25 protein-coding genes are annotated in these 25,910 nt (G+C 61.0%); 19 read left to right on the top strand and 6 right to left on the bottom strand.

The features are described from left to right. Window positions 1-32: 32 nt before the first annotated feature. Window positions 33-929, bottom strand: a complete 897-nt coding sequence (locus JV201_RS16690) for a MurR/RpiR family transcriptional regulator (protein WP_003214679.1) — start codon at window positions 927-929, stop codon at window positions 33-35. 303 nt (window positions 930-1,232) lie between these two features. Here JV201_RS16690 and iolC point away from each other — a divergent pair, with 303 nt between their 5' ends. The 15 genes from iolC to JV201_RS16615 all read left to right on the top strand — a co-directional run bounded on the left by iolC (window position 1,233) and on the right by JV201_RS16615 (window position 19,453). Continuing rightward, complete coding sequence (gene iolC, locus JV201_RS16685; protein WP_219405740.1) at window positions 1,233-3,170, top strand: 5-dehydro-2-deoxygluconokinase; 1,938 nt, start codon at window positions 1,233-1,235, stop codon at window positions 3,168-3,170. 147 nt (window positions 3,171-3,317) lie between these two features. Beyond that, entirely contained in the window at window positions 3,318-4,211 is an 894-nt protein-coding gene (iolE, locus tag JV201_RS16680; RefSeq protein ID WP_087694126.1) for a myo-inosose-2 dehydratase, read from the top strand. After that, window positions 4,208-5,002, top strand: a complete 795-nt coding sequence (iolB, locus tag JV201_RS16675; RefSeq protein WP_003214687.1) for a 5-deoxy-glucuronate isomerase — start codon at window positions 4,208-4,210, stop codon at window positions 5,000-5,002. Before iolE ends, iolB begins: the two co-directional genes overlap by 4 nt. A 22-nt stretch (window positions 5,003-5,024) precedes the next feature. Further along, window positions 5,025-6,527 carry a CoA-acylating methylmalonate-semialdehyde dehydrogenase gene (locus JV201_RS16670; protein ID WP_102605498.1) on the top strand — a complete coding sequence of 501 codons (1,503 nt, stop codon included), beginning with the start codon at window positions 5,025-5,027 and terminating at the stop codon, window positions 6,525-6,527. Window positions 6,528-6,554: 27 nt separating this feature from the next. Then, window positions 6,555-7,370, top strand: a complete 816-nt coding sequence (locus tag JV201_RS16665; RefSeq protein WP_219405739.1) for a TIM barrel protein — start codon at window positions 6,555-6,557, stop codon at window positions 7,368-7,370. Window positions 7,371-7,380: 10 nt separating this feature from the next. Further along, complete coding sequence (gene iolD, locus JV201_RS16660; RefSeq protein WP_102605496.1) at window positions 7,381-9,312, top strand: 3D-(3,5/4)-trihydroxycyclohexane-1,2-dione acylhydrolase (decyclizing); 1,932 nt, start codon at window positions 7,381-7,383, stop codon at window positions 9,310-9,312. A gap of 19 nt (window positions 9,313-9,331) precedes the next feature. Beyond that, the gene (locus JV201_RS16655; protein WP_008437157.1) at window positions 9,332-10,342 is read left to right on the top strand and encodes a Gfo/Idh/MocA family protein; all 1,011 of its coding nucleotides are present in this window, start codon (window positions 9,332-9,334) and stop codon (window positions 10,340-10,342) included. A gap of 160 nt (window positions 10,343-10,502) precedes the next feature. Further along, entirely contained in the window at window positions 10,503-11,363 is an 861-nt protein-coding gene (locus JV201_RS16650) for a sugar phosphate isomerase/epimerase family protein (RefSeq protein WP_003214697.1), read from the top strand. A gap of 131 nt (window positions 11,364-11,494) precedes the next feature. Continuing rightward, a complete protein-coding gene (locus tag JV201_RS16645; RefSeq protein ID WP_219405738.1) occupies window positions 11,495-12,535 on the top strand; it encodes a Gfo/Idh/MocA family oxidoreductase in 1,041 nt (346 codons plus the stop codon). A 365-nt stretch (window positions 12,536-12,900) separates the two neighbouring features. After that, entirely contained in the window at window positions 12,901-13,836 is a 936-nt protein-coding gene (locus tag JV201_RS16640; protein WP_003214701.1) for a sugar ABC transporter substrate-binding protein, read from the top strand. 63 nt (window positions 13,837-13,899) lie between these two features. Then, entirely contained in the window at window positions 13,900-15,453 is a 1,554-nt protein-coding gene (locus JV201_RS16635; protein WP_087694121.1) for a sugar ABC transporter ATP-binding protein, read from the top strand. Window positions 15,454-15,512: 59 nt separating this feature from the next. Further along, window positions 15,513-16,550 (top strand): ABC transporter permease, encoded by a 1,038-nt coding sequence (locus JV201_RS16630; RefSeq protein ID WP_003214704.1) that lies wholly within the window; start codon window positions 15,513-15,515, stop codon window positions 16,548-16,550. Window positions 16,551-16,952: 402 nt separating this feature from the next. After that, window positions 16,953-17,357, top strand: coding sequence for a TraR/DksA C4-type zinc finger protein (locus tag JV201_RS16625; RefSeq protein ID WP_003214706.1), 405 nt, complete (start codon window positions 16,953-16,955; stop codon window positions 17,355-17,357). 97 nt (window positions 17,358-17,454) lie between these two features. Next, the gene (locus JV201_RS16620; protein WP_374707348.1) at window positions 17,455-19,125 is read left to right on the top strand and encodes a methyl-accepting chemotaxis protein; all 1,671 of its coding nucleotides are present in this window, start codon (window positions 17,455-17,457) and stop codon (window positions 19,123-19,125) included. A 124-nt stretch (window positions 19,126-19,249) separates the two neighbouring features. Next, window positions 19,250-19,453: a hypothetical protein gene (locus tag JV201_RS16615; RefSeq protein ID WP_003214710.1), complete on the top strand. Its 204-nt coding sequence runs from the start codon at window positions 19,250-19,252 to the stop codon at window positions 19,451-19,453. A 4-nt stretch (window positions 19,454-19,457) separates the two neighbouring features. Here the strand turns inward: JV201_RS16615 and JV201_RS16610 are convergent, their stop codons facing one another. From JV201_RS16610 to JV201_RS16600, 3 genes are all read right to left on the bottom strand, one after another. Then, window positions 19,458-19,694, bottom strand: coding sequence for a DUF2789 domain-containing protein (locus JV201_RS16610; protein ID WP_003214711.1), 237 nt, complete (start codon window positions 19,692-19,694; stop codon window positions 19,458-19,460). 83 nt (window positions 19,695-19,777) lie between these two features. Beyond that, entirely contained in the window at window positions 19,778-20,008 is a 231-nt protein-coding gene (locus JV201_RS16605; protein WP_003214713.1) for a hypothetical protein, read from the bottom strand. Between the two features lie 141 nt (window positions 20,009-20,149). Then, on the bottom strand, window positions 20,150-20,404 hold the full coding sequence (locus tag JV201_RS16600) for a hypothetical protein (protein ID WP_083853233.1): 255 nt from the start codon (window positions 20,402-20,404) through the stop codon (window positions 20,150-20,152). Between the two features lie 415 nt (window positions 20,405-20,819). Here JV201_RS16600 and JV201_RS16595 point away from each other — a divergent pair, with 415 nt between their 5' ends. The 3 genes from JV201_RS16595 to JV201_RS16585 all read left to right on the top strand — a co-directional run bounded on the left by JV201_RS16595 (window position 20,820) and on the right by JV201_RS16585 (window position 22,606). Continuing rightward, complete coding sequence (locus JV201_RS16595) at window positions 20,820-21,269, top strand: hypothetical protein (protein ID WP_003214715.1); 450 nt, start codon at window positions 20,820-20,822, stop codon at window positions 21,267-21,269. Further along, complete coding sequence (locus tag JV201_RS16590) at window positions 21,269-21,466, top strand: hypothetical protein (RefSeq protein ID WP_008437165.1); 198 nt, start codon at window positions 21,269-21,271, stop codon at window positions 21,464-21,466. The genes JV201_RS16595 and JV201_RS16590 overlap by 1 nt, the downstream gene beginning before the upstream one ends. A 123-nt stretch (window positions 21,467-21,589) precedes the next feature. Next, a complete protein-coding gene (locus JV201_RS16585) occupies window positions 21,590-22,606 on the top strand; it encodes an ABC transporter substrate-binding protein (protein ID WP_219405736.1) in 1,017 nt (338 codons plus the stop codon). Window positions 22,607-22,762: 156 nt separating this feature from the next. On the opposite strand, the gene JV201_RS16580 is transcribed toward JV201_RS16585, so the two are convergent. After that, window positions 22,763-24,889, bottom strand: a complete 2,127-nt coding sequence (locus JV201_RS16580) for a TonB-dependent siderophore receptor (RefSeq protein WP_219405735.1) — start codon at window positions 24,887-24,889, stop codon at window positions 22,763-22,765. A 95-nt stretch (window positions 24,890-24,984) separates the two neighbouring features. Then, the gene (locus JV201_RS16575; protein ID WP_003214719.1) at window positions 24,985-25,374 is read right to left on the bottom strand and encodes a DUF2946 domain-containing protein; all 390 of its coding nucleotides are present in this window, start codon (window positions 25,372-25,374) and stop codon (window positions 24,985-24,987) included. A 93-nt stretch (window positions 25,375-25,467) separates the two neighbouring features. Between JV201_RS16575 and JV201_RS16570 the strand changes: the two genes are divergently transcribed. After that, window positions 25,468-25,905: a DUF3995 domain-containing protein gene (locus JV201_RS16570; RefSeq protein ID WP_003214721.1), complete on the top strand. Its 438-nt coding sequence runs from the start codon at window positions 25,468-25,470 to the stop codon at window positions 25,903-25,905. Window positions 25,906-25,910: the final 5 nt, after the last annotated feature.

The following is a 25,910-nucleotide window of genomic DNA, read 5'->3' as shown; positions in this document are numbered from 1 at the left end:
CTGCATTCCCACGCGGAGCGTGGGAACGATCGTCAGTCGTCGAATCCCACCTGCTCATGAATCTCATCGACCTTCAATTCCAGCCGATACGCCACGGCAATAAACAACGCCTGGCACAGGCACAGCGTCGCACTCAGTGACCTGAACGCAAACGACGAGCCTTCATTCACCAGCAACACCGTGCTCGCCCGCTTGGCCAGGGGCGACAGGTTGCTGTCGGTAATGATCAGGGTCTTGGCCTGATGGTGCTGGGCAATCCGCAGGCAGTGCTGGGTTTCCTTGCCGTACGGCGTAAAGCTGATGGCAATCACCAGGTCGTTGGCCCGCACACTGCGCATCTGCTCACGATAGCTGCCGCCCAACCCCGAGACCAGATGGATGCGCTTGTTGGTGTGCTGCAGGTTGTACACCAAGTAGTCCGCCACGGCGAACGAGCGGCGCACGCCCACCACGTAGATATTGTCGGCATTCACCACCAGGTCCACGGCCTTGTCGAAGGCTGCGTCATCCAGTTCCAGCCCCAGGCGCTCGATCCCGGAGAGGGTGGCATTCACGCACTCACGCGCCAGGTCGCCGCCGCTGGCTTTCTGCGACTTGTTGGCGATCATGCTGCGGATGCGTTGCTGGTAGTTCTGCACCGGCGTGGTCTTGTGGGTGTAGGCCTCGCGGAACAGCGCCTGCATTTCACTGAAACCACTGAACCCGAAACGCTGGGAAAACCGCACGATGGCCGACGGGTGCACTTCGCATTCACGGGCGATGTCGCTGATGCGGTCGACCATGATCCGGTCGCTCTGCTGGCTCATGTAGCTGGCGATGCGCTTGAGCTGGCGCGGCAGGCTCTCGTATTCATCGGTGATCAGCTGCAACAACCGCTCGGCGTTCAGCGGCGGGCTGGCGAGTGCGTCTTCCGGGGCGCTCTGGGACATAGGGAATCCTTCTGGCTTGTTCTTATAGGGCGCGTCGAGGCGCCCCTGACAATAAGTCGATGTGCGCAAGTCTACAGCGTAGGCGCAAAAAAATACCTCGGCATCCCGCCCCACGGTGCAGCTGAAACGATGCACTGCGGCTGGAACATACCGATGATGGCGTATTGGAAAATATATTCCACAAAAAATATTTATAGAATAAATATTGATTGGCGTCACCAGACGTTCTAGTCTGCTTGCACCAAGAGCGTATGCCGCCACCGCGACGGCACACGCAGGCTGATAAAAATAACAGGAGCCAGCATGGGCCAGACTCGTTTTGCCAGTGGGCGTCAATTGGATCTGATTTGCCTGGGACGCCTGGGCGTCGACCTTTACGCACAACAAGGGGGTGCACGGCTGGAGGATGTCTCGAGCTTCGCCAAGTACCTCGGCGGTTCCTCCGCCAACATCGCGTTCGGCACCGCGCGGCTGGGGCTCAAGTCGGCGATGTTGAGCCGGGTAGGGGACGACCACATGGGGCGTTTCCTGCTGGAGTCCCTGGCCCGCGAAGGCTGTGACGTCAGCGGCATCAAGGTCGACCCGGAACGCCTCACCGCCCTGGTGCTGCTGGGCCTCAAGGACCGCGAAACCTTCCCGCTGGTGTTCTACCGCGAGAACTGCGCCGACATGGCCCTGCGTGCCGAAGACATCAGTGAAGCGTTCATTGCTTCCAGCAAGGCGCTGCTGATCACCGGTACCCACTTCTCCACCGACGGCGTGTACAAGGCCAGCATCCAGGCCCTGGACTACGCCGAGAAGCATAACGTCAAACGCGTGCTCGACATCGACTACCGCCCGGTGCTCTGGGGCCTGGCCGGCAAGGCCGATGGCGAAACCCGGTTTGTGGCCGACCAGAATGTCAGCCAGCACGTGCAGAAAATCCTCCCGCGTTTTGACCTGATCGTCGGCACCGAAGAAGAATTCCTGATTGCCGGTGGCAGTGAAGATTTGCTCACGGCATTGCGCACGGTGCGTGGCCTGACCTCGGCCACCCTGGTGGTCAAGCTTGGCCCCCAGGGCTGCACGGTGATCCACGGCGATATCCCGGCCCGCCTTGAAGACGGCGCGATCTACCCCGGGGTACGGGTGGAAGTACTCAACGTGCTGGGCGCCGGCGATGCCTTCATGTCCGGCTTCCTCAGCGGCTGGCTTGAAGACGCCAGCGACGAGCGCTGCAGCCAGTTGGCGAATGCCTGCGGCGGCCTGGTGGTGTCGCGCCATGCCTGCGCGCCGGCCATGCCGACCCGCGCCGAACTCGATTACCTGTTCAACAGCCCGGTGCCGATTACCCGCCCGGACCAGGACGCGGTGCTGCAACGCCTGCACCAGGTCAGCGTGCCGCGTAAGGTCTGGAAGCAGCTGTTTGTATTTGCCTTCGACCACCGCTGGCAGTTGGTGGAACTGGCACAAAAGGGCGGCCAGGACCCGGCGCGCATCAGCGCCCTCAAGCAACTGTTTATCCAGGCCGTGGAACGGGTTGAAAGCAAACTGGCGGAGCAGGGCGTCGAGGCTGACGTCGGGATTCTGGCCGACCAACGCTTCGGCCAGGACGCGCTGAACGCCGCCAGCGGTCGCGGCTGGTGGATCGCCCGCCCGGTGGAAGTCCAGAATTCACGGCCGCTGGCCTTTGAACACGGGCGCTCGGTGGGCAGCAACCTGATTGCCTGGCCCCGGGAGCAGATCATCAAGTGCCTGGTGCAATTTCACCCCGATGACGAGCCATTGCTGCGCCTGGAACAGGAAGCGCAACTCAAGGCCCTGTATCAGGCGTCCCTGGTCAGCGGCCATGAGCTGCTGCTGGAAGTCGTGCCCCCCAAGGATCACCCGTCCACCTATCCCGACGTGCTCTATCGCAGCCTCAAGCGCCTGTACAACCTGGGCATCTACCCGGCGTGGTGGAAGATCGAGGCGCAGTCGGCCGCAGACTGGAAAAAGCTCGACGAGCTGATCCAGGAGCGCGATCCCTACTGCCGGGGCGTGGTGCTGCTGGGCCTGAACGCTTCCGCCGAATGCCTGGCCGATGGCTTCCAGCAAGCCAGCCAAAGCCAGACCTGCCGCGGGTTCGCCGTGGGTCGCACGATCTTCCAGGAACCGAGCCGAGCCTGGCTGGCGGGGGAGATTGACGATCAAGCCTTGATTGAGCAGGTGCAGTGCATCTTTGAGCAATTGATTAAGGCTTGGCGCAGTTCTCGAAGCTAAACACGCAATCAAATGTGGGAGCTGGCTTGCCTGCGATGGCATCACCTCGGTACACCTGTTAGACCGAGTCGCGCGCATCCCAGGCAAGCCCGCTCCCACATAAAGCAGATCTCAGGCAACTCTGAAAAAACAATAATAGGTGCAGCCATGCCCGCTATCCGAATTGGCATCAACCCGATCTCCTGGAGCAACGACGACCTGCCGGCCCTGGGCGGTGAAACGCCGTTGAGCACGGCCCTCAGCGAAGGCAAGGACATCGGCTACGAAGGCTTTGAACTCAACGGCAAATTCCCCAAGGACGCCAAAGGTGTCGGCGATGTATTGCGCCCCTACGACCTGGCACTGGTCTCCGGCTGGTACTCCAGTCGCCTGGCCCGGCGCTCGGTGGCGGAAGAAATCGAAGCCATCGCCAGCCACGTTGAACTGCTGCGTGAAAACGGCGCCAGCGTGTTGGTGTATGGAGAAGTCGCCGACTCGATCCAGGGTTCGCCGGTGCGCCTGATCGAACGCCCGCGCTTCCACAGCGAACAGGCCTGGCAGGAATACGCCGACAAACTCACAGAACTGGCGCGCTTCACCCTGTCCCAGGGCGTGCGCCTGGCGTACCACCACCATATGGGCGCCTACGTCGAATCCCCGGAAGACATCGACCAACTAATGCGCCGCACCGGCCCGGAAGTCGGCCTGCTGTTTGATTCGGGCCACTGCTACATGGGTGGCGGCGAGCCTATCGAGGTGCTGCGCAAACACATCGCCCGCATCTGCCACGTGCACTTCAAGGATGTGCGCAAGCCGGTGGTGCAACTGGCACGCAACCAGATGTGGAGCTTCCCGGATTGCATCGTCAACGGCACCTTCACCGTGCCCGGCGACGGCGATATCGACTTCGCCGCGCTGCTGGACGTGCTGCTGGCCGCCAATTACCAGGGTTGGCTGGTAGTGGAGGCCGAGCAGGATCCTGCCGTGGCGCCGAGCTACATCTATGCGAAGAAGGGTTACGACACCCTGCGCGCACTGTTGAGCGAGAGGACTGGACAATGAGCCTGTTGGTCAAAAGCAGCAAGCGCGGGCAAACCATGGTGGCGCTGGAAGAAGGGCGCCTGGAATACGTGGGCTTCGCCGCCTACCGCCTGAGCCTGGGTGAAACCTTGCCAGTCACCGCCGGCGACAAGGAACTGTGCCTGGTGCTGCTCAGCGGCCGGGTGACTATCCAGGGCGAAGGCTTCAACTGGGAAAACCTCGGTGATCGCCACTCGGTGTTCGAAGACAAGTCGCCCTTCGCCGCTTATTTGCCGCCCGGCACCGACGCTCAGGTCACTGCGCTGAGCGACGTGCAAATTGCCGTCTGCGCCGCTCCCGGCTCAACCGACGCAGGTCTGGCACCCCGTCTGATTCGCCCCGAGCAATGCAAGCGCAGCGTACGTGGCAAGGGCGCCAACACCCGCTACGTGTGCGACATCCTGCCCGACAGCGAGCCTGCCCATTCGCTGCTGGTGGTGGAAGTGCGCACACCGTCCGGTCACTCGTCGAGCTACCCGCCCCACAAGCACGACACCGACGATCTGCCGCACCAGAGCTTTCTCGAAGAAACCTACTACCACCAGATCAACCCGCCCCAGGGCTTTGTGTTCCAGCGCGTCTACACCGACGACCGCAGCATCGACCAGGCCATGGCCGTCGAAAACAGCGACCTGGTGGTGGTGCCCAAGGGGTATCACCCCGTCAGCGTGCCGTATGGCTACGAGTCCTACTACCTGAACGTGATGGCCGGCCCCAAGCGTGCCTGGCATTTCCATAACGACCCGCAGCACAGCTGGCTGCTGGATCTATAAGCACTTTTGACGGAGAACAATAATGAGCAACGCCCCGGTAATCGGCCATTACATCAACGGCCAGGTGCACGACAGCGCCAGTGAGCGTTTCAGCAATGTGTTCAACCCGGCTACCGGCGAAGTCCAGGCCCGCGTCGGGCTGGCCAGCCAGAAGACCGTCGATGAGGCCGTCGCGTCGGCACTGAAAGCCTTCCCGGCGTGGTCCGAGCAATCATCCCTGCGCCGTTCGCGGGTGCTGTTCAAATTCAAGGAATTGCTCGACCAGCACCACGATGAGCTGGCTGAAATCATCAGCCGCGAACACGGCAAGGTGTTCTCCGACGCCAAGGGCGAAGTCACCCGCGGCATCGAGATCGTCGAGTTCGCCTGCGGTGCGCCAAACCTGTTGAAAACCGATTTCAGCGACAACATCGGCGGCGGCATCGACAACTGGAACCTGCGCCAGCCACTGGGCGTGTGCGCCGGCATCACCCCGTTCAACTTCCCGGTGATGGTGCCGCTGTGGATGATCCCGCTGGCGCTGGCCACCGGTAACTGCTTCATCCTCAAGCCGTCGGAGCGCGACCCGTCCGCCAGTTTGCTGATGGCCCGCCTGCTGACCGAAGCCGGGCTGCCCGACGGTGTGTTCAACGTGGTGCAGGGTGACAAGAGCGCGGTAGACGGCCTGTTGCAGCACCCGGATATCGAGGCGATTTCGTTCGTCGGTTCCACCCCGATTGCCGAGTACATCCACCAGCAGGCCACCCAGCGCGGCAAGCGTGTGCAGGCATTGGGCGGGGCGAAGAACCATATGATCGTGATGCCCGACGCCGACCTGGATCAGGCGGCTGACGCCTTGATCGGCGCAGCGTACGGCTCGGCCGGCGAGCGCTGCATGGCGATCTCGATTGCCGTGGTGGTGGGCGATGTCGGCGACAGGCTGATCGAAAAACTGCTGCCGCGTATCGACCAGTTGAAGGTCGGCAACGGTATGCAAAAAGACAGCGAGATGGGCCCGCTGGTTACCGCCGAACACAAGGCCAAGGTCGAAGGGTTTATCGACCAGGGCGTGGCCCAGGGCGCGAAGCTGATCGTCGACGGTCGTGGCTTCAAGGTGCCGGGGGCGGAGGGTGGTTTCTTCGTCGGTGCGACCTTGTTCGATAACGTCACCACCGAAATGAGCATCTACCAGCAAGAGATTTTCGGGCCGGTGCTGGGCATCGTGCGGGTGGCGGATTTTGCCAGCGCCGTGGCCTTGATCAACGCCCATGAGTTCGGCAACGGCGTGTCGTGCTTTACCAGCGACGGCGGCATTGCCCGTGCCTTTGCCCGCACCATCAAGGTCGGGATGGTCGGCATCAACGTGCCGATTCCGGTGCCGATGGCCTGGCATTCGTTCGGTGGCTGGAAGCGCTCGCTGTTCGGCGACCACCACGCCTATGGCGAAGAAGGCATTCGTTTCTACAGCCGCTACAAGAGCGTCATGCAACGCTGGCCCGACAGCATCGCCAAGGGCCCTGAATTCAGCATGCCAACCGCCAAGTAACGTTTTCGAGTGTGGAGCACAACAATAATGAAGTCGCCTCTACGTTTTGCCCTGAACCGCATGGTCGCCCCCAGCCTTTCCCTGCCCGATTTTATCCAGCTGGCGGTGACCCTGAAATGCGACGCCATCGAGATCCGCAACGACCTCAAGGGCATCGAGATTGAAGACGGCACCCCTGCCAGCCGCGTGCGCGAATTGTGCGCGGTGCATGGCATCGCGGTGCTGTCGATCAACGCGCTGTACCCCTTCGATGTGTGGAATGACGAACGCCGCGCCCAGGCCATCAAGCTGGCGGCCTATGCCCGCGAATGCGGCGCGCAGGCGTTGGTGATGTGCCCGTTGAACGACCGCGCCGACTCGCGCAACGAAGCCCAGCGCTCGGCCGGTTTGCGCACCGCCTTGAGTGAACTGGCGCCGATCCTGCGGGAATACGGGATTCTCGGTTTTGTCGAACCCCTGGGGTTTGAAGAATGCTCGCTGCGCCGCAAACGCGTGGCCGTGGATGCGATCAAGTCTGTCGGCGGCCTGGATGTGTTCCGCGTGGTGCATGACACCTTCCACCACCACCTGGCCAGTGAACATGAGTTCTTCCCCGAACTGACCGGGCTGGTGCATATCTCCGGTGTGGAAGATGCCGACGCACCGCTGAACTCGATCCGCGACGGCCACCGCGTGCTGGTGGGCGAGGCTGACATCCTCGGCAATGCCGCGCAGATCGACACGCTGCTCAGCACCGGCTACAGCGGCCACCTGTCATTCGAACCGTTCGCCGAAAGCGTGCACGGCCTGGCAGATATCAAGCAGGCGTTGGGGGCGAGTATCGCCCACCTGCAGAAACGATAAGGGGCACCTCATGACCACAACCCGATTGACCATGGCCCAGGCCCTGGTGAAGTTTCTGGATAACCAGTACATCGAAGTCGATGGTGTGCAGAGCAAGTTTGTCGCCGGCATCTTCACGATTTTTGGCCACGGCAATGTGCTGGGCCTGGGCCAGGCCCTGGAGCAGGACAGCGGCGACCTGGTGGTGCATCAGGGCCGCAACGAACAGGGCATGGCCCACGCGGCGATTGGTTTTGCCAAGCAGCATTTGCGCCGCAAGATCTACGCGTGCTCCTCCTCGGTGGGGCCGGGTGCGGCGAATATGTTGACCGCCGCGGCGACCGCGACCGCCAACCGGATTCCGTTGCTGCTGTTGCCCGGTGATGTCTACGCCAGTCGCCAGCCCGATCCGGTACTGCAACAAATCGAACAGTTCCACGACTTGAGCATCAGCACCAACGATGCCTTTCGTGCGGTCAGCAAATACTGGGACCGCATCAACCGCCCGGAACAGCTGATGACGGCGGCGATTCACGCCATGCGCGTGCTCACCGACCCGGCGGAAACCGGCGCCGTGACCCTGGCCCTGCCGCAGGATGTACAGGGCGAAGCCTGGGATTACCCGGATTACTTCCTGCAAAAACGCGTGCACCGTATCGACCGTCGCCCGGCGACCGAAGCGATGCTGGGGGATGCCGTGGCGGCGTTCAAGGGCAAGCGCAAACCGCTGATCGTGTGTGGCGGCGGGGTCAAATACTCCGGGGCGAATGCCGCGCTGCAAGCCTTTGCCGAACGCTTCGACATTCCTTTCGCGGAAACCCAGGCGGGCAAGAGTGCGGTGGTTTCAAGCCATCCACTGAACCTCGGCGGTCTTGGTGAAACCGGCTGCCTGGCGGCGAACCTGCTGGCACCCGAGGCGGATCTGATCATTGGTATCGGCACGCGCTATACCGATTTCACCACGTCGTCGAAGTCACTGTTCAAGCATCCTGAGGTGCAGTTTCTCAACCTGAATATCAGCCCGTGCGACGCACTGAAACTCGATGGCGTGCAGTTGCTGGCGGATGCCAGGGTCGGCCTGGAAGCACTGGCTGAAGCCTTGGGCGACTACCGTTCCAGCTGGGGGGATCAGCCACGGGATGCCAAGGCGCAATTGGACGTCGAAGTCGACCGGATCTACCAGGCGGAATACCAGACTGAAAACTTCGTCCCTGAAATCAACGACCACATGGACCCGGCGGTGCTGCGTGAGTTTATCGAGCTGACCGGTTCCTGCCTGACCCAAAGCCGCGTACTCGGTGTGCTCAACGAAGCCCTGGCCGACGACGCAATCATCGTCGCCGCTGCCGGCAGCCTGCCGGGTGACTTGCAGCGCAGCTGGCGCAGCAAGGGCGTCAACACCTACCACGTCGAATACGGTTATTCGTGCATGGGCTACGAGGTCAACGCCGCATTGGGCGTGAAGCTGGCCGAGCCCGAGCGCGAGGTGTACGCACTGGTGGGCGACGGCTCGTACATGATGCTGCACTCGGAGCTGGCCACCTCGATCCAGGAGCGGCGCAAGATCAACGTGGTGCTGCTGGACAACATGACCTTCGGCTGCATCAACAATTTGCAGATGGAGCACGGCATGGACAGCTTCGGCACCGAGTTCCGTTTCCGCAACCCCGAGACCGGCAAGCTCGACGGCGGTTTTGTGCCGGTGGACTTCGCCATGAGTGCGGCGGCCTATGGTTGCAAGACCTACAAGGTCAACACCGTGGAGCAGTTGCAGGCGGCGCTGGCCGATGCGCGCACGCAAACCGTGTCGACGCTGATTGATATCAAGGTCCTGCCGAAAACCATGATCCACAAATACCTGTCGTGGTGGCGCGTCGGTGTGGCGCAGGTGTCCACCAGCGCGCGCACCGATGCGGTGGCCAAACAACTCAATGAACGCCTGGCCAAGGCCCGGCAGTACTAATAACAAGAGGAGTGTTTTCATGTCTTTGAAGTTGGGTGTTATCGGTACTGGCGCCATCGGCCAGGATCACATTCGTCGCTGCAGCCAGACCTTGCTCAACAGCCAGGTGGTGGCCGTGACCGACATCAACCTTGAGCAGGCGGCCAAGGTCGTCGCTGACCTGAAACTCACCGCCGAGGTGTACCCGGACGGCCACGCGCTGATCAATTCGCCGCAGGTCGAGGCGATCCTGGTGACCTCATGGGGCCCGAGCCACGAAGAATTTGTGTTGGCGGCGATTGCGGCCGGCAAACCCGTGTTCTGCGAGAAGCCGCTGGCGGTGACTGCCGAAGGCTGCCGCAAGATCGTCGAGGCCGAAGTGGCCCACGGCAAGCGCCTGGTGCAGGTGGGTTTCATGCGTCCGTATGACCAAGGCTATCGCGCCTTGAAAGCCGTGATCGACAGCGGCCAGATCGGCGAGCCGCTGATGCTGCACTGTGCCCACCGCAACCCGAGGGTGGGTGAGAACTACAAGACCGACATGGCGATCACCGACACCCTGATCCACGAGCTGGATGTGTTGCGCTGGTTGCTGGCCGATGACTACGTGTCGGTGCAGGTGGTGTTCCCGCGTAAATCGAGCAAGGCGCTGGCCCATCTGCGTGACCCGCAGATCGTGCTGCTGGAAACCGCCAAGGGCACGCGCATCGATGTGGAAGTGTTTGTGAACTGCCAGTACGGCTACGACATCCAGTGCGAAGTGGTGGGGGAGACCGGTATTGCGAAATTGCCGGAGCCGTCCCAGGTGCAGATGCGCAGCGGGGCCAAGTTGTCGAATGCGATCCTGATGGATTGGAAAGACCGGTTCATCGCGGCGTATGACGTTGAGCTGCAGGCGTTTATCGACGGTGTAAGGGCAGGGCAAGTGGGGGGGCCGTCGGCGTGGGATGGTTTTGCAGCGGCGGTGGCGGCGGATGCGTGTATTGAGGCGCAGAACAGTGGGCAGATTGTGAAAGTGGGCCTGCCACCCCGTCCGCATTTCTACGGCTAACCACAACCCTCACTGATGTAACGCAGTCAGTGTGGGAGCGGGCTTGCTCGCGAATGCGGCCTTTCAGTCAACATTTGCATCGACTGACCCACCGCATTCGCGAGCAAGCCCGCTCCCACATTTGACCGAGTTCCTACCTCAAATTCGGGAGATCTCAAGCATGCGCATCGCATTAGACCCCTACATGTACCGCCACCTGCCCCTCGGCCAAATGGTCGACAAGGCCGCCGAGCTCGGCTACCAGCACATCGAACTCTCGCCCCGGGAAGACTTCCTGCCGTTCTACAAGGCCCCCCGGGTCGACCGCGCGCGCATCAAGGAATTTCGCAAGGCCTTGAGCGACGCCGGCGTGCAACTCTCATCCCTGCTGCCCATGTACCACTGGGCCGCCGCCGACGAAGGCCTGCGGGTTGCCGCCGTGCGCAACTGGAAGCGCGCGATCCAGATCGCCGTGGAAATGGACTGCGAGCTGGTCAACACCGAATTCACCGGCCAGTCCGACAATCCGTTGGTGTGCGAAAACCAGTTCATGCGCTCCATGGACGAGCTGATGCCGGAGTTCGAGCGCGAAGGCATCAAGCTGGATATCCAGGCGCATCCGTACGACTTCTGCGAGCGCAACAACGAGTCGGTGGACATCATTCGCGGCCTCGACCGCGACTGGATCAACTACCTCTACGCCGCGCCGCACACCTTCTTCTATGACGACGGCAAGGGCGATATCGCCTCGATGCTCAAGTACGCAGGCTCCAAGCTCAGCCACTTGATCATTGCCGACACTTACAACCACCGGGCGTCGTCCAACCTGCGCTACATCGTCAACCCGCCGGGCGTCACCGCCACCGTGCACCAGCACCTGGACATCGGCCAGGGCGAGGTGAACTGGGAGGCGTTTTTCGGCACTCTGCGGGAAATCAAGTTCGACGGCATTGCCACGGTGTCGGTGTTTGCCTGGGAAGACCGGCCGGATGAGTCCAACCGGATGATGCTGGAGCGGGTGACCCGCGAGTTGTGCTGTTAGACCGTTGTGGCGTGCCCTGTGGCGAGGGAGCTTGCTCCCGCTGGGGTGCGAAGCGCCCCGAAAAGCTTGCGACTGCTACGCAGTCGAGCGGGAGCAAGCTCCCTCGCCACAATTAACCAAGGAGTATTTGTATGCGAATCGGACTGGTTGGATACGGCAAAGGCGGCCGTGTATTTCATGCACCCCTGATAGCCAGCCTGCCGGGGGCGACCTTTGTCGGCGTGGTGACACGGTCACCCGAACGTCGCCAGCAACTGGCGACGGATCACCCCGGAGTGAAGGCCTTCGACAGTATCGGGCAGATCACCGAGGCCGGTGTCGACGTGCTGGTGATCTCCACCACCCTCAAGGGCCGTCCGGCCCTGGTGCTGGAGGCCATTGAGCACGGTGTGGCGGTGGTCAGCGACAAACCCTTTGCCAGCAATGCCGAACAGGCCCAGGCCTTGATCACCGCCGCCGAGCGCCAGGGCGTGCTGCTCAGCGTCTACCAGAACCGGCGCTGGGATTCGGACTTCCTCACCGTGCGCAAGCTGATCGACGCCGGAGCCCTGGGCACCGTCACCCGCTTTGAATCCCGGGTGGAGCGCTACAACCCGGGCTCGGTGGGCAATGCCAGCGGCGGCGGCTTCCTGCGGGACCTGGGCAGCCACCTGGTGGACCAGGCCATGCAACTGTTCGGCCCGGTGGACCGGGTGTTCGCGCAGTTGCACTACACCGCCGATGAGCCGAACGTAGACCACGGCTTCTTTGTATCGCTGACCCACGCCAACGGGGTGATTTCACACCTGTGGGGCAGCGCCCTGCAAAACAACCAGGCCCCGCGGTTTCGGGTGAATGGCACGGCCGGTTGCTACACCATCGAAGGGCTGGACGGCCAGGAAGAGGCGCTGCTGGCCGGCAAGACCCCGAAAACCGAAGGCGAGCACTGGGGCGCTGAAGAACATCGACGCTGGGGCTGGTTCGAGCAGGGGCCGGATCGTGAGCGGGTGCCGTCGGAAAAGGGCCGTTGGAATCAGTTCTACAGTCAGCTGCAAAGCGCGGTGGAAGGCCACGGCGAGTTGCCGGTGAACGTCCTGGATGCGCTGGCAACCACCCGCGTACTGGACGCCGCGCGCCTGAGTTCAGAGCGCCAGCAGGTAGTGGAAATGGCGGCTATGGAGCCTCATGGATGAAAAATAGAATAAAATTCTAAAACAGGTTGATATGGAAATTATTTTCCAATAAAGTCATTCCAGGTTGCATAAAGTACGTTCGGACTCGATTCGGGCGACTCGACAAAAACAAGATCAAAACAACCAGGTACCGTCAGATGAAAATCTTCAACGCTGTACTGCGAGTTTTACGTCCTGCCCTCCAGCCACGCGGTCTGCCCCGCGCCCGGCCGTTTTACTTTTCCCTCCTGAATGTCCTGTGCGTCGAAAGCAAGGGTTCCCTGGTGTGCTGCATTCCGGGGGCGCCGATCGTTCGACTGCCGACCGCTTCGCTCTGAAAAACGCAACGTCCACAAAACCAACAAGAAATTGGAGACAGACCGTTCATGAAGACCCCGATCCGTTTTACCGCGCTGGCCCTGTCCATGATGCTCGCCAGTGGTTTCGCCACGGCGGCCGATATCAAGGTGGGCGTGAGCATGTCGGCGTTCGATGACACCTTCCTGACTTACCTGCGCGAGGACATGGACAAGCAAGCCAAGTCCTACCCCAAGGGTGACGGCGTGCAGCTGCAGTTCGAAGACGCCCGCGCCGATGTGGTCAAGCAACTGAGCCAGGTCGAGAACTTTATCAGCCAGAAAGTCGACGCCATCATCGTCAACCCGGTCGACACGGCGTCTACCGCCAATATCAGTAAAGCGGCCCTCGCAGCGGGCATTCCGCTGGTGTACGTCAACCGTCGTCCCGACCAGACGGATCTGCCCAAAGGCATCGTGGCCGTGACCTCCAATGACGTCGAGGCGGGTCGCCTGCAAATGCAGTACATCGCCGAAAAGCTCGGCGGCAAGGGCAAGATCGTGATCCTGCTGGGTGACCTGGCGAACAACTCCACCACCAACCGCACCAAGGGGGTGAAGGAAGTCCTGGCCAAATACCCAGGCATCACCATCGAGCAGGAACAGACCGGCATCTGGCTGCGTGACAAGGGCATGACCCTGGTCAACGACTGGCTGACCCAAGGCCGTGAATTCAACGCGGTGCTGGCCAACAACGACGAGATGGCCATCGGTGCGTCCATGGCGTTGAAGTCGGCGGGCACCAAGCCGGGCACCGTGTTGATCGCCGGGGTGGATGGCACACCGGACGGTTTGAACGCGATTACCAAGGGCGACATGGCTGCGTCGGCGTTCCAGGACGCCAATGGCCAGGCCGTGGGTTCGGTGGAAGCGGCGCGCAAGATGGCCAGGCACGAGCCGGTCGAGCAGAACGTGGTGATCCCGTTCAAGCTGATCACCCCGGACAACGTCAAAGACTTCAAGTAGCCCTTAATAACAACAATAAACCGGCAGGGCAGCCACGGCGGCCCTGCTGACGGAGTACCCGATATGTTTGCTCAAGCGACTGCTTCCCAGCCTCCCGGTATCCAGCCCTTGGTACTGGAAGAACCCTATCTGCTGGAGATCTCCAACATCAGCAAAGGCTTTCCCGGCGTCGTGGCCCTGGCCGATGTGCAGCTGCGGGTGCGCCCCGGCTCGGTGCTGGCGCTGATGGGCGAGAACGGCGCGGGCAAGTCGACACTGATGAAGATCATTGCCGGCATCTATCAGCCCGACGCCGGTGAAATCCGCTTGCGTGGCAAGCCGATCAAATTCGAAACACCGCTGGCAGCGCAGAAGGCCGGGATCGCGATGATCCACCAGGAACTCAACCTGATGCCGCACATGAGCATCGCCGAGAACATCTGGATCGGTCGCGAACAGCTCAACGGCCTGCACATGGTCAACCACCGGGAAATGCACCGCTGCACCGCGCAATTGCTGGAGCGGCTGCGGATCAACCTCGACCCGGAGGAACACGTCGGCAACCTGAGCATTGCCGAGCGGCAGATGGTCGAGATTGCCAAGGCGGTGTCCTATGACTCCGACATCCTGATCATGGATGAACCGACCTCCGCCATTACCGACAAGGAAGTGGCCCACCTGTTTTCGATCATTGCCGACCTCAAGTCCCAGGGCAAAGGCATCATCTACATCACCCATAAAATGAACGAAGTATTCGCCATCGCCGATGAAGTGGCGGTGTTCCGCGATGGCGCCTATATCGGCCTGCAGCGGGCCGACAGCATGGACAGCGACAGCCTGATCTCGATGATGGTGGGGCGTGAGCTGAGCCAGCTGTTCCCGGTGCGTGACAAGCCCATCGGCAATCTGCTGCTGTCGGTGCGCGACCTGCGCCTGGATGGGGTATTCCAGGGCGTGTCGTTCGACCTGCATGCCGGGGAAATTCTCGGTATCGCCGGGCTGATGGGCTCCGGGCGGACCAATGTCGCCGAAACCATTTTCGGCATCACCCCAAGCTCCGGCGGCGAGATCCAGCTGGACGGCAAGACCGTGCGCATCACCGACCCGCACATGGCCATCGAGAAGGGCTTCGCGCTGCTGACCGAAGACCGCAAGCTCAGCGGCCTGTTCCCCTGCCTGTCGGTGCTGGAAAACATGGAGATGGCTGTGCTGCCGCATTACTCCGGCAATGGCTTTATCCAGCAAAAAGCCCTGCGTGCCCTGTGTGAAGACATGTGCACCAAGCTGCGGGTGAAAACCCCGTCGCTGGAGCAATGCATCGACACCTTGTCCGGTGGCAACCAGCAAAAAGCCCTGTTGGCCCGCTGGCTGATGACCAACCCACGGCTGCTGATCCTCGACGAACCCACTCGCGGTATCGACGTGGGCGCCAAGGCCGAGATCTACCGGCTGATTTCCTACCTGGCCAGCGAAGGCATGGCGGTGATCATGATTTCCTCGGAGCTGCCCGAGGTGCTGGGCATGAGCGACCGGGTGATGGTGATGCACGAAGGCGACCTGATGGGCACCCTGGACCGCGCGGATGCGACCCAGGAAAAAGTCATGCAACTGGCTTCCGGTATGACGGCGGTCCACTAACGAACAGACGGCGCCGGCCCGTTGTGGCCGGCGCAACGCGATAAAAAAGGTGAGTGGTTATGAACGCGATACTGGAAAGCAAACCCGAGGAAAAGAAGCCCGCTGCGGCGCCGGTCAAGCACCGTCGACGCATGCCCACCGAGCTGAGCATCCTGCTGGTGCTGATTGGCATCGGCCTGGTGTTTGAGTTGTTCGGCTGGATCGTGCGCGACCAGAGCTTCCTGATGAACTCCCAGCGCCTTGTATTGATGATCCTGCAGGTGTCGATCATCGGCCTGCTGGCGATTGGCGTGACCCAGGTGATCATCACTACCGGTATCGATTTGTCCTCGGGCTCGGTGCTGGCGTTGTCGGCGATGATCGCCGCCAGCCTGGCGCAGACTTCCGACTTTTCCCGTGCGGTGTTTCCGTCATTGACTGACCTGCCGGTGTGGATACCGGTGGCGATGGGCCTGGGCGTGGGGCTGCTGGCGGGGGCGATCAACGGCAGTATCATTGCGGTCACCGGGATTCCACCGTTTATTGCGACCCTCGGCATGATGGTCTCGGCCCGTGGCCTGGCGCGTTACTACACCGAAGGCCAGCCGGTGAGCATGCTCTCGGACTCCTACACGGCCATCGGCCACGGCGCGATGCCGGTGGTGATCTTCCTGGTGGTGGCGGTGATCTTCCATATCGCCCTGCGCTACACCAAGTACGGCAAGTACACCTACGCCATCGGCGGCAACATGCAGGCGGCGCGCACCTCGGGCATCAACGTCAAGCGCCACCTGATCATCGTCTACAGCATCGCCGGCCTGCTGGCAGGCCTGGCCGGTGTGGTCGCATCGGCACGGGCGGCCACCGGGCAGGCTGGCATGGGCATGTCCTATGAGCTGGACGCGATTGCCGCCGCGGTGATCGGCGGCACCAGCCTGGCGGGCGGAGTAGGGCGCATCACCGGCACCGTGATCGGCGCGCTGATCCTCGGGGTGATGGCCAGCGGGTTTACCTTCGTCGGCGTGGATGCCTACATCCAGGACATCATCAAGGGCCTGATCATCGTGGTGGCGGTGGTGATCGACCAGTATCGCAACAAGCGCAAACTCAAGCGCTGACACGGTCCTCAAGGCCGCATCGGTCAAAATGTGGGAGCGGGCTTGCYCGCGAAGACGGTGTATCAGTTAAACATTCAGTGACTGACACACTGCCTTCGCGAGCAAGCCCGCTCCCACATTTAACCGTTTGTCTTCTATATAGCTCCACAACACTGAATTTCTTGCTATAAACGCACTCCGATGACCATTCGCCGAGCCCGTCCTGGTGCCTTTGCGGGTTATCTTGGAAAAAATGCCTGTCATTTCAGTTGCTGAGCCCTCAAGTCGGCCTTAGACTGCCGCCCCTCGTAAATTGAGTGCCGGGTGGCGCTTGAAATGGACGGCGCCTTTCCGAGACCTGCAGAGGTCGGCCGGAACGCTCCCTTATTCGCCTTAATGCACGTATTTTTTATAGAGAAATCAATGACAAAGGAAAAGTTGCTGGCCATGCCGGCGGATGACTACATGAATGCCGAGCAGCACGCTTTTTTCGAGAAGTTGTTGCAAGACATGAAAGTGGAACACCACGAGCGCATCGAGCAGAACCGCATCGCCATTGAAAGCCTGGACACCCCGGCAGACCCGGCCGACGCTGCTTCTGTCGAAGAAGAGCGCACCTGGCTGGTGAACGCCATCGACCGCGACCAGCGCATGCTGCCGCAACTTGAGCAGGCGCTGGGCCGTATCAAGGAAGACTCCTTCGGCTGGTGCGACGACAGCGGCGAGCCTATCGGCCTCAAGCGCCTGCTGATCAGCCCGACCACCAAGTACTGCATCGAAGCGCAAGAGCGCCACGAGCAAATCGACAAGCACCAGCGCCAAGCCTGATGCGGTGAACTGCTGGAGCCGGGTTACCCGGTTCCCAGCAGAAAACAGCCGTTTCCCCCCGTTTATTGATCTGCTGCAAGCCCCCCACTAAAGGCCCATGGATAATGGCCACATAGTGGCGTCTAATGCAGTCACAATAACGACAAGCAGTGGGGTAACGAACATGGCTGGAGACGGATCTCTCATGGGCGCAGCAGTGTCACCACCCGTGGTGGCGCGACAGTTGCCCGGCTGGTTGACGCCGCTCCTGCAAAGTACCGCCCTGGTGCTGTTGCTGCTGGGCCTGGCGTTCGCCCAACTCTCGATTTACCTGTGCCTGCCGGTGGCCCTGCTGCTGATCTGGCTGCCCCGCCTGAAACATCGCACCCACAGCGTTGCCGCGTCCGAAGCCACCGATGCAATCGGCGAGCTGACCCGCGACCTGTCCTACACCACCAGCCATAACGCGCTGTCTGCTGCCGGCGTGGCCTATTCGGTCAAGCAACTGGCGGCCAGGCTGCAATCTCAATTGGGCGCGGCGAAGCAGATCGTCAGCAGTGCCGAAGTGATGATCGGCACCGAGCAGCTCACCTCGCAACTGAGCCGCCAGGCCCTCGGTGCGGCCAGCCAGGCCCATCAGCGCAGTACCGAAGGGCGCGAGGTGCTGGCGCAGTCCATCACCCGTATGCACCAGCTCAGCCAGCGCGCCAACGACAGCCGTCAATTGATCGAGGCCTTGAGCCAGCGCAGCGAAGAAATCCAGCGCGTCACCCTGGTGATCCAGTCGATCGCCAGCCAGACCAACCTGCTGGCCTTGAACGCGGCGATTGAAGCCGCGCGGGCCGGTGAGCATGGTCGCGGGTTTGCGGTGGTCGCCGACGAGGTGCGTGGCCTGGCTGGGCGAACCGCCACGGCGACCGATGAAGTCGGGGTGATGGTGGCGGATATCCAGCAGCGTACCGCCCAGGTGGTGGAGCAGATCCGGCAATTGTCGGCGGATCTGCAATCCGGTGTAGAGCAGGTGGAGCACGCCGGCGAGCAACTGGACAGCATCGCCAGCCTGGCAGCGGATGTCGAAGGCCAGGTCAATGAAATCGCTCAGGGCACCGACACCAACCGCGCCCAACTCGACAGCCTGTTCCATGCGGTGGAGCAGATGCGCAGCGATTTGACCGTCAGCGACCAGCAGACCCAACAGTTGGCTGCCGCCGCCGTACAAATGGAAGGCCAGGCCGAAACCATCAGTGAACGCCTCGCCGAGGTCGGCCTGGATGACTACCACCAGCGCATCTATGACCTGGCACGCGAAGGCGCGAGCCGCATTGCCGCGCAGTTTGAAGCCGACGTCCTGCAAAACCGCATCAGCCTCGATGACCTGTTCGACCGCAGCTATACCGCCATTCCCAACACGCGGCCAAGCAAGTACCACACGCGTTTTGACGGCTACACCGACCAGGTGCTGCCGGCCATACAGGAAGCCCTGTTGCCCCGGCATGAGGGCCTGGTATTCGCCATCGCCTGCACGCCACAGGGTTATGTGCCAACCCACAACAAGGTGTTCTCCCAAGCGTTGACCGGCGATGCCCAAGTGGACGCGGTACAAAATCGTACCAAGCGCAAGTTTGAAGACCGCACGGGAATCCGCTGCGGCAGCCACCAGCAGGCGGTCTTGCTGCAGACCTACACCCGCGATACCGGGGAGTTGATGCACGACTTGTCCGTGCCGATCACGGTCAATGGCCGGCATTGGGGTGGCTTGCGCCTGGGCTACAGGCCTGAGGGCCGCTGACCCACGAGGGCGATTGTTGCAGGTAATGCAAGGGAGCTATTCCGGGGATAGCTTTTTCCAACTGGAAGAAAACCGTAGCATGGCGAACATTGTTAGCCAGCTAACTAATTTCCGGAGGCGCTCCATGCAAACCAAAGTCGATGTGGCTGTGATGATTGGCAGTGGCGTACCGCCCACCCTGCGTGCGCTGGGGCAAAAGGCCTGTTGGGTAGTGTTGCTCAATGGCGAGCAGCGCGGCACGGCGTTCGCCAGTCGCGATGAGGCTGAAGAGTGCAGGGCTGCCTGGGAGGCGCTGTTGCACCTGGAGCAGTCAGACAGCCTGCATTGAAGGCTCAGGGTTGCTGGTGCAGGCGCTGGTTCAGTTCGTCGACCGCGATCGCCCAGACTGCGTCTTCACGCAGTTCATCCTTAAGGAATTGGGCTTGTTGCGGTGACCAGAAATCCGCGTCAATCAGCTTTACGTCATTGGGCAGGGTGTGTTTGCCGATAAAATCGTCAATCCCTTCGGGTGACGAATCTTCTCCAAGTTGTTCAAACAGGTCTTCGAGGGTGTAGGTCTGCGCTTCCATATCGTTCTCCATGCGGGCTGATCATCGTATGCATGGGAGGGTTGTTGCGGGACAGAGTTCGATCGGATTGTCGCGCCGGGTAATCAGGAGGTCAGCGCGCCGGAATCAACGGCGGCCTTAAGGGCTTTTGCGGCTTCCTTGGCAGCCGTGTTGGCAGCGTCTACGGTTTTGAACCAGCGGTCCTTTTCTACCTGGTGAGTCGTCACGGTGGTCAGGGGAGCCTTGGCCCGCATCACAATCACGGCCTGGAACTCACCGTCTACTTCCCTGGCTTCGCCATGGATGAAAAATTCGCCAATATCAAATTCCGTCACGTATAGCCTTCCCTTGGAGGTAATTGCGCTGATGAAACCTGAACCGCAAGGGCACAAATCTCAATGGACGGACCAGTATGGCAGTTGTTACGCGCTGGCGGCGCAGTAAAGTCAACCAGATGACGAAACGCCAGCCGCGCCTCAGCCGTGTGGCGCTTGCAGGATGGCTTCCAGCTGTCGGGCCAGTTCGCAGGCCTGGCTATGGCCGCTGCGAAAACCTTTGATCCGCCCACTGGGCACTTCAAGGATATGGAAAAAGTTTCTCCCGGCGGGGACTACCCGATAGAGCGCCGAATGCAGGCAACTGTCGTGGGTGTATAGGGAGTAGAATTGCCCGTCATCGATAAAAGATGAACCTGTGTTCGAAGGTGTGGCAATCGGTTGAGGTCGTTGCATAATCAGCTCCTGTCGATCGACATTGCGTACCCGCTTGCAGTATTTCGAGTGGTTTTGACCCGTGTTGCTGTTTTAGTATTGTCGTCAGTGTCCGGCGTCCGGTTCCATCCAAAGCATTAGTTTCTGTGTTGGATGTCGGAAACTGCATTTTTTAAAGGGTTATTGTCTGAAGTGGGTCGGCCAGTATTCTCTGGTCGTTAAACCTGTGATTTCCTGCAACGCCTGGCGACCTGCGTAAGGTGCGTCGGGCACGCCTGTACTAGTCTCATGGCCTGGCAGCGTGATCTTCTTCAGTTTTTATCAGTGGATTTGTTGTGTGATCGTGCCGTTTCCGGCCGTTTTTTTGTGCTGCCCGCTTGGGCGGACAGCACCCTTTTGATGTGGGGGCGTTTCCTTGGCAGTCAGTAATCTGGATATGCACGCGTTATTCGTGCTGGGTGATTTGCGCGCAAAGTTGGTCAAGCAGTTTCAATCCCGTTTCGTCTACGTCACTGAGCAGACACCTGAAGGTATCTACATCGCCGAGATCGATACCGAAGCGGCATTGGTGGTGGACGACAAGCCGCGCCTGGAACTCAAGGTCGGTGATCATTTCCGGGCCGCTGTATTGCCCAGCCGCGAAGGCGGCAAGTTCGAACTGAAGTTTCGCGATATCAAGTTGACGGTGTATGGCCTGGGCGATTACGCCTTTGTGTCCTCGGCCGAAGGCCAGGGCATCGTGTTCAAGGAAGGCCACAGCGTGATGCTGGTGTTTGCCGCCAATGAGCAGTTGGTAGAAGGCCTGACCAAGACCCTGAAGGCCGTCACCGGCAAGGCCGCCAAATGGCGCAAGGGTGAACTCGTGACCTTCAAGGCCAGCGAGTAATGAGCCAGGGTAGGGCACAGTTCCACGAGCAGCACCTGCTCGATGCCCAAGCCACGGCGGCTCAATTGTTTGCCCGCAAGGCCGAGTTGCAGGGCGCCTGGTTGAGCTGGGTCGCCGGCCAACTGTATGAACTCAAGCCCGCCGAATTCGCCAGCATGGTGCGCCGCGAGTTGCAGCGGCTGAACAATCCTGCGTAAAAACCGGCAACCTGCCATGTTCCCCGGAACCTCTACTACAGTTGAGTTGACTTAAGTATTCAGAGGCTTCGCGGTGTTACAGCAAAGCCATTCGCGATTGCTGTAAGGCATGAGGTGCAAAGCATGAAAGGAATTCGAGCACTGTTGGCAGCCTCACTGACGACCCTGAGTCTGTCGGTGGCGTCGCTGCCGGTATCAGCGGCCCAGGCGCCGATTCATTTTGCCGACCTGAACTGGGAAAGCGGCAGCCTGATCACCGAGGTGCTGCGGGTGATTGTCGAAAAGGGCTATGACTTGCCCACCGACACCTTGCCCGGCACCACCATCACCCTGGAAACCGCCCTGGCGAAAAACGACATCCAGGTGATCGGCGAAGAATGGGCCGGCCGCAGCCCGGTGTGGGTCAAGGCCGAGGCCGAAGGCAAAGTGGTGGGCCTTGGGGATATCGTCAAGGGCGCCACTGAAGGCTGGTGGGTGCCCGAGTACGTGGTCAAGGGCGACCCGGCCAAAGGCATCAAGCCCCTCGCGCCGGACCTGCGCAGCGTGAAGGATCTGGCGCGCTACAAGGACGTGTTCAAGGACCCGGAAGCACCGAGCAAGGGCCGTTTCCTCAACAGCCCGATTGGCTGGACCTCGGAAGTGGTCAACAAGCAAAAGCTCAAGGCCTACGGGCTTGACGACAGCTATGTGAATTTCCGCAGTGGTTCGGGTGCTGCGCTGGATGCCGAGATTGCTTCCTCGATCCGCCGGGGCAAGCCGGTGCTGTTCTATTACTGGTCGCCTACACCGTTGATGGGGCGCTACAATCTGATCCAGCTGGAAGAGCCGCCATTTGATGCCGAGGCGTGGAAGACGCTGACCGATGCAGACAATCCTGACCCGAAACCTACACGTTCCCTGGCCTCCAAGCTGAGCATCGGTGTGTCCACGCCGTTCCAGAAGGAGCATCCGCAGATCGCCGAGTTCTTTGCCAAGGTCGACTTTCCGATCGAGCCGCTGAACAAGGCGCTGGCCGAAATGAGCGAGAAGCACAGCCAGCCGCGAGAAGTCGCCCAGGCATTTCTCAAGGATCATCCGGAAGTCTGGAAGGCGTGGCTGACTGAGGATGTGGCGCAGAAGGTCGAAGCCAGCCTGAAGTAACACCGATATAACAGCCCGATTGCGATCAAAAATGTGGGAGCGGGCTTGCTCGCGAAAGCGGTTTTTCAGCCAACATTTGTATTGACTGACTCACCGCTTTCGCGAGCAAGCCCGCTCCCACACTGACCTCATTCTTGCCTTGAAACTTGCTGGGCTTTAGAACTTCGTATGCACCGCCAGCTCAAACGTCCTCGGCGACCCCAGGTAATACGCCGGCGACACATGGGCAAACTCGGCGTACACCTCATTGGTCAGGTTGCGCACCCGGCCCGTCACGGAGGTGTGTTGATCCACCTTGTAAGTCAAAAACGTCCCGAACAAGGTATAGGCCGGCACTGTCAGAGTGTTGGCGTTATCGGCGTACACCGACGCCACATACCGCGCATCCACACCTCCCTGCCAATCCTCCGCAAAGTCATAGGTCAGCCACAGATTACCCACCTGCCTGGGCACATTGGTCGGCGTATTGCCCTTGCGCGACACCACGGCACCGCTGGCGGTTTTCTCGTTGAAGTCCTCGTATTCGGCATCGACCCACGCATAGTTGCCCTCCAGCAATAGCTTGGGCGTGACCCGCAACGAACTGGCCAGCTCGATACCCTTGGACGTCTGCGCGCCCACCGGAATGCTATTGGTCGGGTCCAGCGGGTCGGTGACGGCGAAGTCCTTGCGCTCGATCCGGTAGGCGGCCACCGTGGCGGAGCCGCGACCGTCCATGTAATCGAACTTGCTGCCCACTTCCCATTGCTTGCCGGTGGACACATCGAACACCTGGGTGGTGCTGCTCGGCTGTTCGGCAGCGGTGCTGTATTGCACGTAGACATTGGCTTGCGGGATGAACTGATACGTCAGGCCAATCCGCCCGGTCACCGGCTCCCAACTGCGTTTGACATGCCGCGGATTGCTGGCGGTGATATCCCGGTGGTTGGTGACTTCAAGGTCAATCGCGTCGTAGCGCAGGCCGGTGAGCAACGACAGCTTGTCGGTCAGGCCCAGGCGGTTCTCGAGGAACAATGCCTTGGTGGTGACGGCGTTGGTCTTGTCCGGATCGAAACCGGGCTTGGTGCCCGGGATGTCATAGAAATGCCCGGGATCATAGTTGTTCGGGTCCACCGTACTGTTGCCTGCCACATTCAACGGATTGTTGGTGGTGCTGTTGACCCTGTACTCGAAGCCGCCCGACCACGTGGTGCTCAAGCCGAAGAACGTGTCGTCATGGCGCAGCTCGAACTGGTTGCCGTTCTGCTCACCCTGGTGCCGTACCTGATAGGCCGTCGAGCGATTCACTGCGCTGTTATCAGCGTTGTACTGGTAGGTTTCCAGGTTGCGATAGTCGCGCTGGCTGTCGAGGTGATAGAGGGTATTTTTCAGCGTGGTGCTGTCATTGATCCGGTAGTCGATGATCGAGCGCACCCAGATCGTGCGTTGCTCATAACGACCGTCGGCCACGTTGTAGTTGTTGAAGCGGTTGTGTTTGTCGATCTTCAACTCGCCCGACTTCGGGTTGAGCACCGGTGTGCCCCAGTAGGGGCTGTCTTCGTGTTCGTCCTGGTATTCCAGGGCCAGGGTGTGGGACAGGTTCGGGGTGAAGTCACTCAGCAGGGAAAACGCCACGCTCCAGGCATCGCGCTGTTGGCGATCGATATAGGTGTGGTTGGTGTTGCGGCTTACGTCCAGGCGCGCGTAATGCTGGACCTCGGCGCCCGGCTCGGTCAGGGCGTGGTTCAGGCCGAAGGCCATTCCGGCAGTGTCGTAGCTGCCATAGGTGAGCTGACCTTCGGCGGCCTGTTCCTCACGGGTGGCCAGCTTGGTCACGTAGTTCAGCGAACCACCGACGGAGCCGGCGCCGTTGATCAGCGAGGAGGGCCCGCCCACCAGTTCGACCCGGTCATAAATCCACGCATCCACGGGGCGAGCCAGGCCGCCGGACACCGCGACGCCATTGAACATCTGGGTAATCTGGCTGCTGGTAAACCCTCGATAGGAAATGAAACCGCCAAACCCCGGCGGCGCGCTGGCGTTGACCCCGGGCAGGGTATTGGCCGCGTCCTGGAAGGTCTTGGCGCCTCGGCGCTCGATGTCATTGCGGTTGGCAATGCTGATGGACGCCGGGGTTTCCCGCACGCTCAGCCCCAGGCGCGAGGCCATGCCACTGGACTGATCCAGGGCCAGGCCGGCATCACCGGTTTGCTCGCCATCAATGGTGGTCGGTGCCAGCTCAATCGCCCAGGTGCTGACAGGCAGGCAGCCGAACAGGCCCGCCAAAAGGGGTAAATGTTTCATGGTTGAATCCTGAAAAACTTGGCTTGAAAACAACCCAGTGCCGTCCGCACTCCCGGGGGAGGCAGCCGCGTGGGCCAATCAGAAAAGCGCAGGTATCAGGCGAAGGCGGGCGGGGCGCGCGGATTAGCCGCAGGCCAGGTGAAGCGGGCAGGGATGTCGGCACTGGCAACGATGGCGGGCGGCGGCGCATGGGGTTGCGGAAGCACCGCCACGTTGAGGCTGGAGTTGAGTGCCGGGCCCATGCCGCCGGTGGAGCACAGCGGGCAACCGAAGGCTTTCGAGAGCGTGGGCAGGGATTCATCGGTGGACTTGTAAGGCGCCGGCGCCTGAGTGCGCGGGTCCACCGTACAGAACTGGCCGCCGATGCCGTTGAGCTGCATCCCGACCATTTGCCCGTGGCCGATGCTGCAGGCGAACACATTGAACAGGACGCAGCAGTAGAGCATCCAGGCAATGAGCGAGCGGTCGGTACGGGCGAGTTTCATGGGGCGGCACTTTACCATCAGCCGCCGACGAATTGCCTGCAAAAAATCTCAAGAGGGCTATCCTCTCTCGGACTTTTCCAAGGATATCCAGCCATGAGCTTTTTAGTCGCGCGATGGATCGTCGGGGTTTTTGGCTTTATCAGCCTGGTGCATTTGTACTGGGCGGCCGGCGGCAAATTGGGTGTGACGGCGGCTATTCCGCAGCTGCCGGGTGAATTCGCCAGCGGGCCGCGACCGGCGTTCAAGCCGTCGGCACTGGGAACGTTGCTGGTGGGTGTGGGGTTGGTGGCGATTGCGGTGCTGGTGTGTTTGCGGGCCGGGCTGTATTTCGAGCCGGTGTCCAACCATGCGTTGCAGTGGGGGATTAGTGCAGTAGCACTGGTGATGTTTGCCCGGGCGATTGGGGATTCAGAGCTGGTGGGTTTTTTCAAGAAGGTCGGCGGGTCGCGGTTTGCGCGGCTGGATACATTTTTTTACTCGCCGCTATGTTTGGTGTTGGGGGCGGGGTTGTTGGTGGTGGCGTGGAGTTGAGGGGA

Origin of the sequence: Pseudomonas sp. Colony2, assembly GCF_019382755.1 — a bacterium.
Lineage (GTDB): Bacteria > Pseudomonadota > Gammaproteobacteria > Pseudomonadales > Pseudomonadaceae > Aquipseudomonas.
The sequence above is the reverse complement of the archived record's forward strand: the minus strand, read 5'-3'. Positions and strand labels throughout refer to the sequence as shown.

What these genes read in the sequence shown, in the direction of transcription:
- JV201_RS16635 (WP_087694121.1), top strand. Translation starts at nt 13,900, where the DNA reads ATGTTTGCTCAAGCGACTGCTTCCCAGCCTCCCGGTATCCAGCCCTTG.
- JV201_RS16620 (WP_374707348.1), top strand. Translation starts at nt 17,455, where the DNA reads ATGGATAATGGCCACATAGTGGCGTCTAATGCAGTCACAATAACGACA.
- iolB (WP_003214687.1), top strand. Translation starts at nt 4,208, where the DNA reads ATGAGCCTGTTGGTCAAAAGCAGCAAGCGCGGGCAAACCATGGTGGCG.
- JV201_RS16595 (WP_003214715.1), top strand. Translation starts at nt 20,820, where the DNA reads ATGCACGCGTTATTCGTGCTGGGTGATTTGCGCGCAAAGTTGGTCAAG.
- JV201_RS16580 (WP_219405735.1), bottom strand. Translation starts at nt 24,889, where the DNA reads ATGAAACATTTACCCCTTTTGGCGGGCCTGTTCGGCTGCCTGCCTGTC.
- JV201_RS16610 (WP_003214711.1), bottom strand. Translation starts at nt 19,694, where the DNA reads ATGGAAGCGCAGACCTACACCCTCGAAGACCTGTTTGAACAACTTGGA.
- JV201_RS16575 (WP_003214719.1), bottom strand. Translation starts at nt 25,374, where the DNA reads ATGAAACTCGCCCGTACCGACCGCTCGCTCATTGCCTGGATGCTCTAC.
- JV201_RS16585 (WP_219405736.1), top strand. Translation starts at nt 21,590, where the DNA reads ATGAAAGGAATTCGAGCACTGTTGGCAGCCTCACTGACGACCCTGAGT.
- JV201_RS16630 (WP_003214704.1), top strand. Translation starts at nt 15,513, where the DNA reads ATGAACGCGATACTGGAAAGCAAACCCGAGGAAAAGAAGCCCGCTGCG.
- JV201_RS16665 (WP_219405739.1), top strand. Translation starts at nt 6,555, where the DNA reads ATGAAGTCGCCTCTACGTTTTGCCCTGAACCGCATGGTCGCCCCCAGC.
- JV201_RS16670 (WP_102605498.1), top strand. Translation starts at nt 5,025, where the DNA reads ATGAGCAACGCCCCGGTAATCGGCCATTACATCAACGGCCAGGTGCAC.
- JV201_RS16570 (WP_003214721.1), top strand. Translation starts at nt 25,468, where the DNA reads ATGAGCTTTTTAGTCGCGCGATGGATCGTCGGGGTTTTTGGCTTTATC.
- JV201_RS16590 (WP_008437165.1), top strand. Translation starts at nt 21,269, where the DNA reads ATGAGCCAGGGTAGGGCACAGTTCCACGAGCAGCACCTGCTCGATGCC.
- iolE (WP_087694126.1), top strand. Translation starts at nt 3,318, where the DNA reads ATGCCCGCTATCCGAATTGGCATCAACCCGATCTCCTGGAGCAACGAC.
- JV201_RS16640 (WP_003214701.1), top strand. Translation starts at nt 12,901, where the DNA reads ATGAAGACCCCGATCCGTTTTACCGCGCTGGCCCTGTCCATGATGCTC.
- JV201_RS16650 (WP_003214697.1), top strand. Translation starts at nt 10,503, where the DNA reads ATGCGCATCGCATTAGACCCCTACATGTACCGCCACCTGCCCCTCGGC.
- JV201_RS16615 (WP_003214710.1), top strand. Translation starts at nt 19,250, where the DNA reads ATGCAAACCAAAGTCGATGTGGCTGTGATGATTGGCAGTGGCGTACCG.
- JV201_RS16600 (WP_083853233.1), bottom strand. Translation starts at nt 20,404, where the DNA reads ATGCAACGACCTCAACCGATTGCCACACCTTCGAACACAGGTTCATCT.
- JV201_RS16655 (WP_008437157.1), top strand. Translation starts at nt 9,332, where the DNA reads ATGTCTTTGAAGTTGGGTGTTATCGGTACTGGCGCCATCGGCCAGGAT.
- JV201_RS16645 (WP_219405738.1), top strand. Translation starts at nt 11,495, where the DNA reads ATGCGAATCGGACTGGTTGGATACGGCAAAGGCGGCCGTGTATTTCAT.
- iolC (WP_219405740.1), top strand. Translation starts at nt 1,233, where the DNA reads ATGGGCCAGACTCGTTTTGCCAGTGGGCGTCAATTGGATCTGATTTGC.
- JV201_RS16625 (WP_003214706.1), top strand. Translation starts at nt 16,953, where the DNA reads ATGACAAAGGAAAAGTTGCTGGCCATGCCGGCGGATGACTACATGAAT.
- iolD (WP_102605496.1), top strand. Translation starts at nt 7,381, where the DNA reads ATGACCACAACCCGATTGACCATGGCCCAGGCCCTGGTGAAGTTTCTG.
- JV201_RS16690 (WP_003214679.1), bottom strand. Translation starts at nt 929, where the DNA reads ATGTCCCAGAGCGCCCCGGAAGACGCACTCGCCAGCCCGCCGCTGAAC.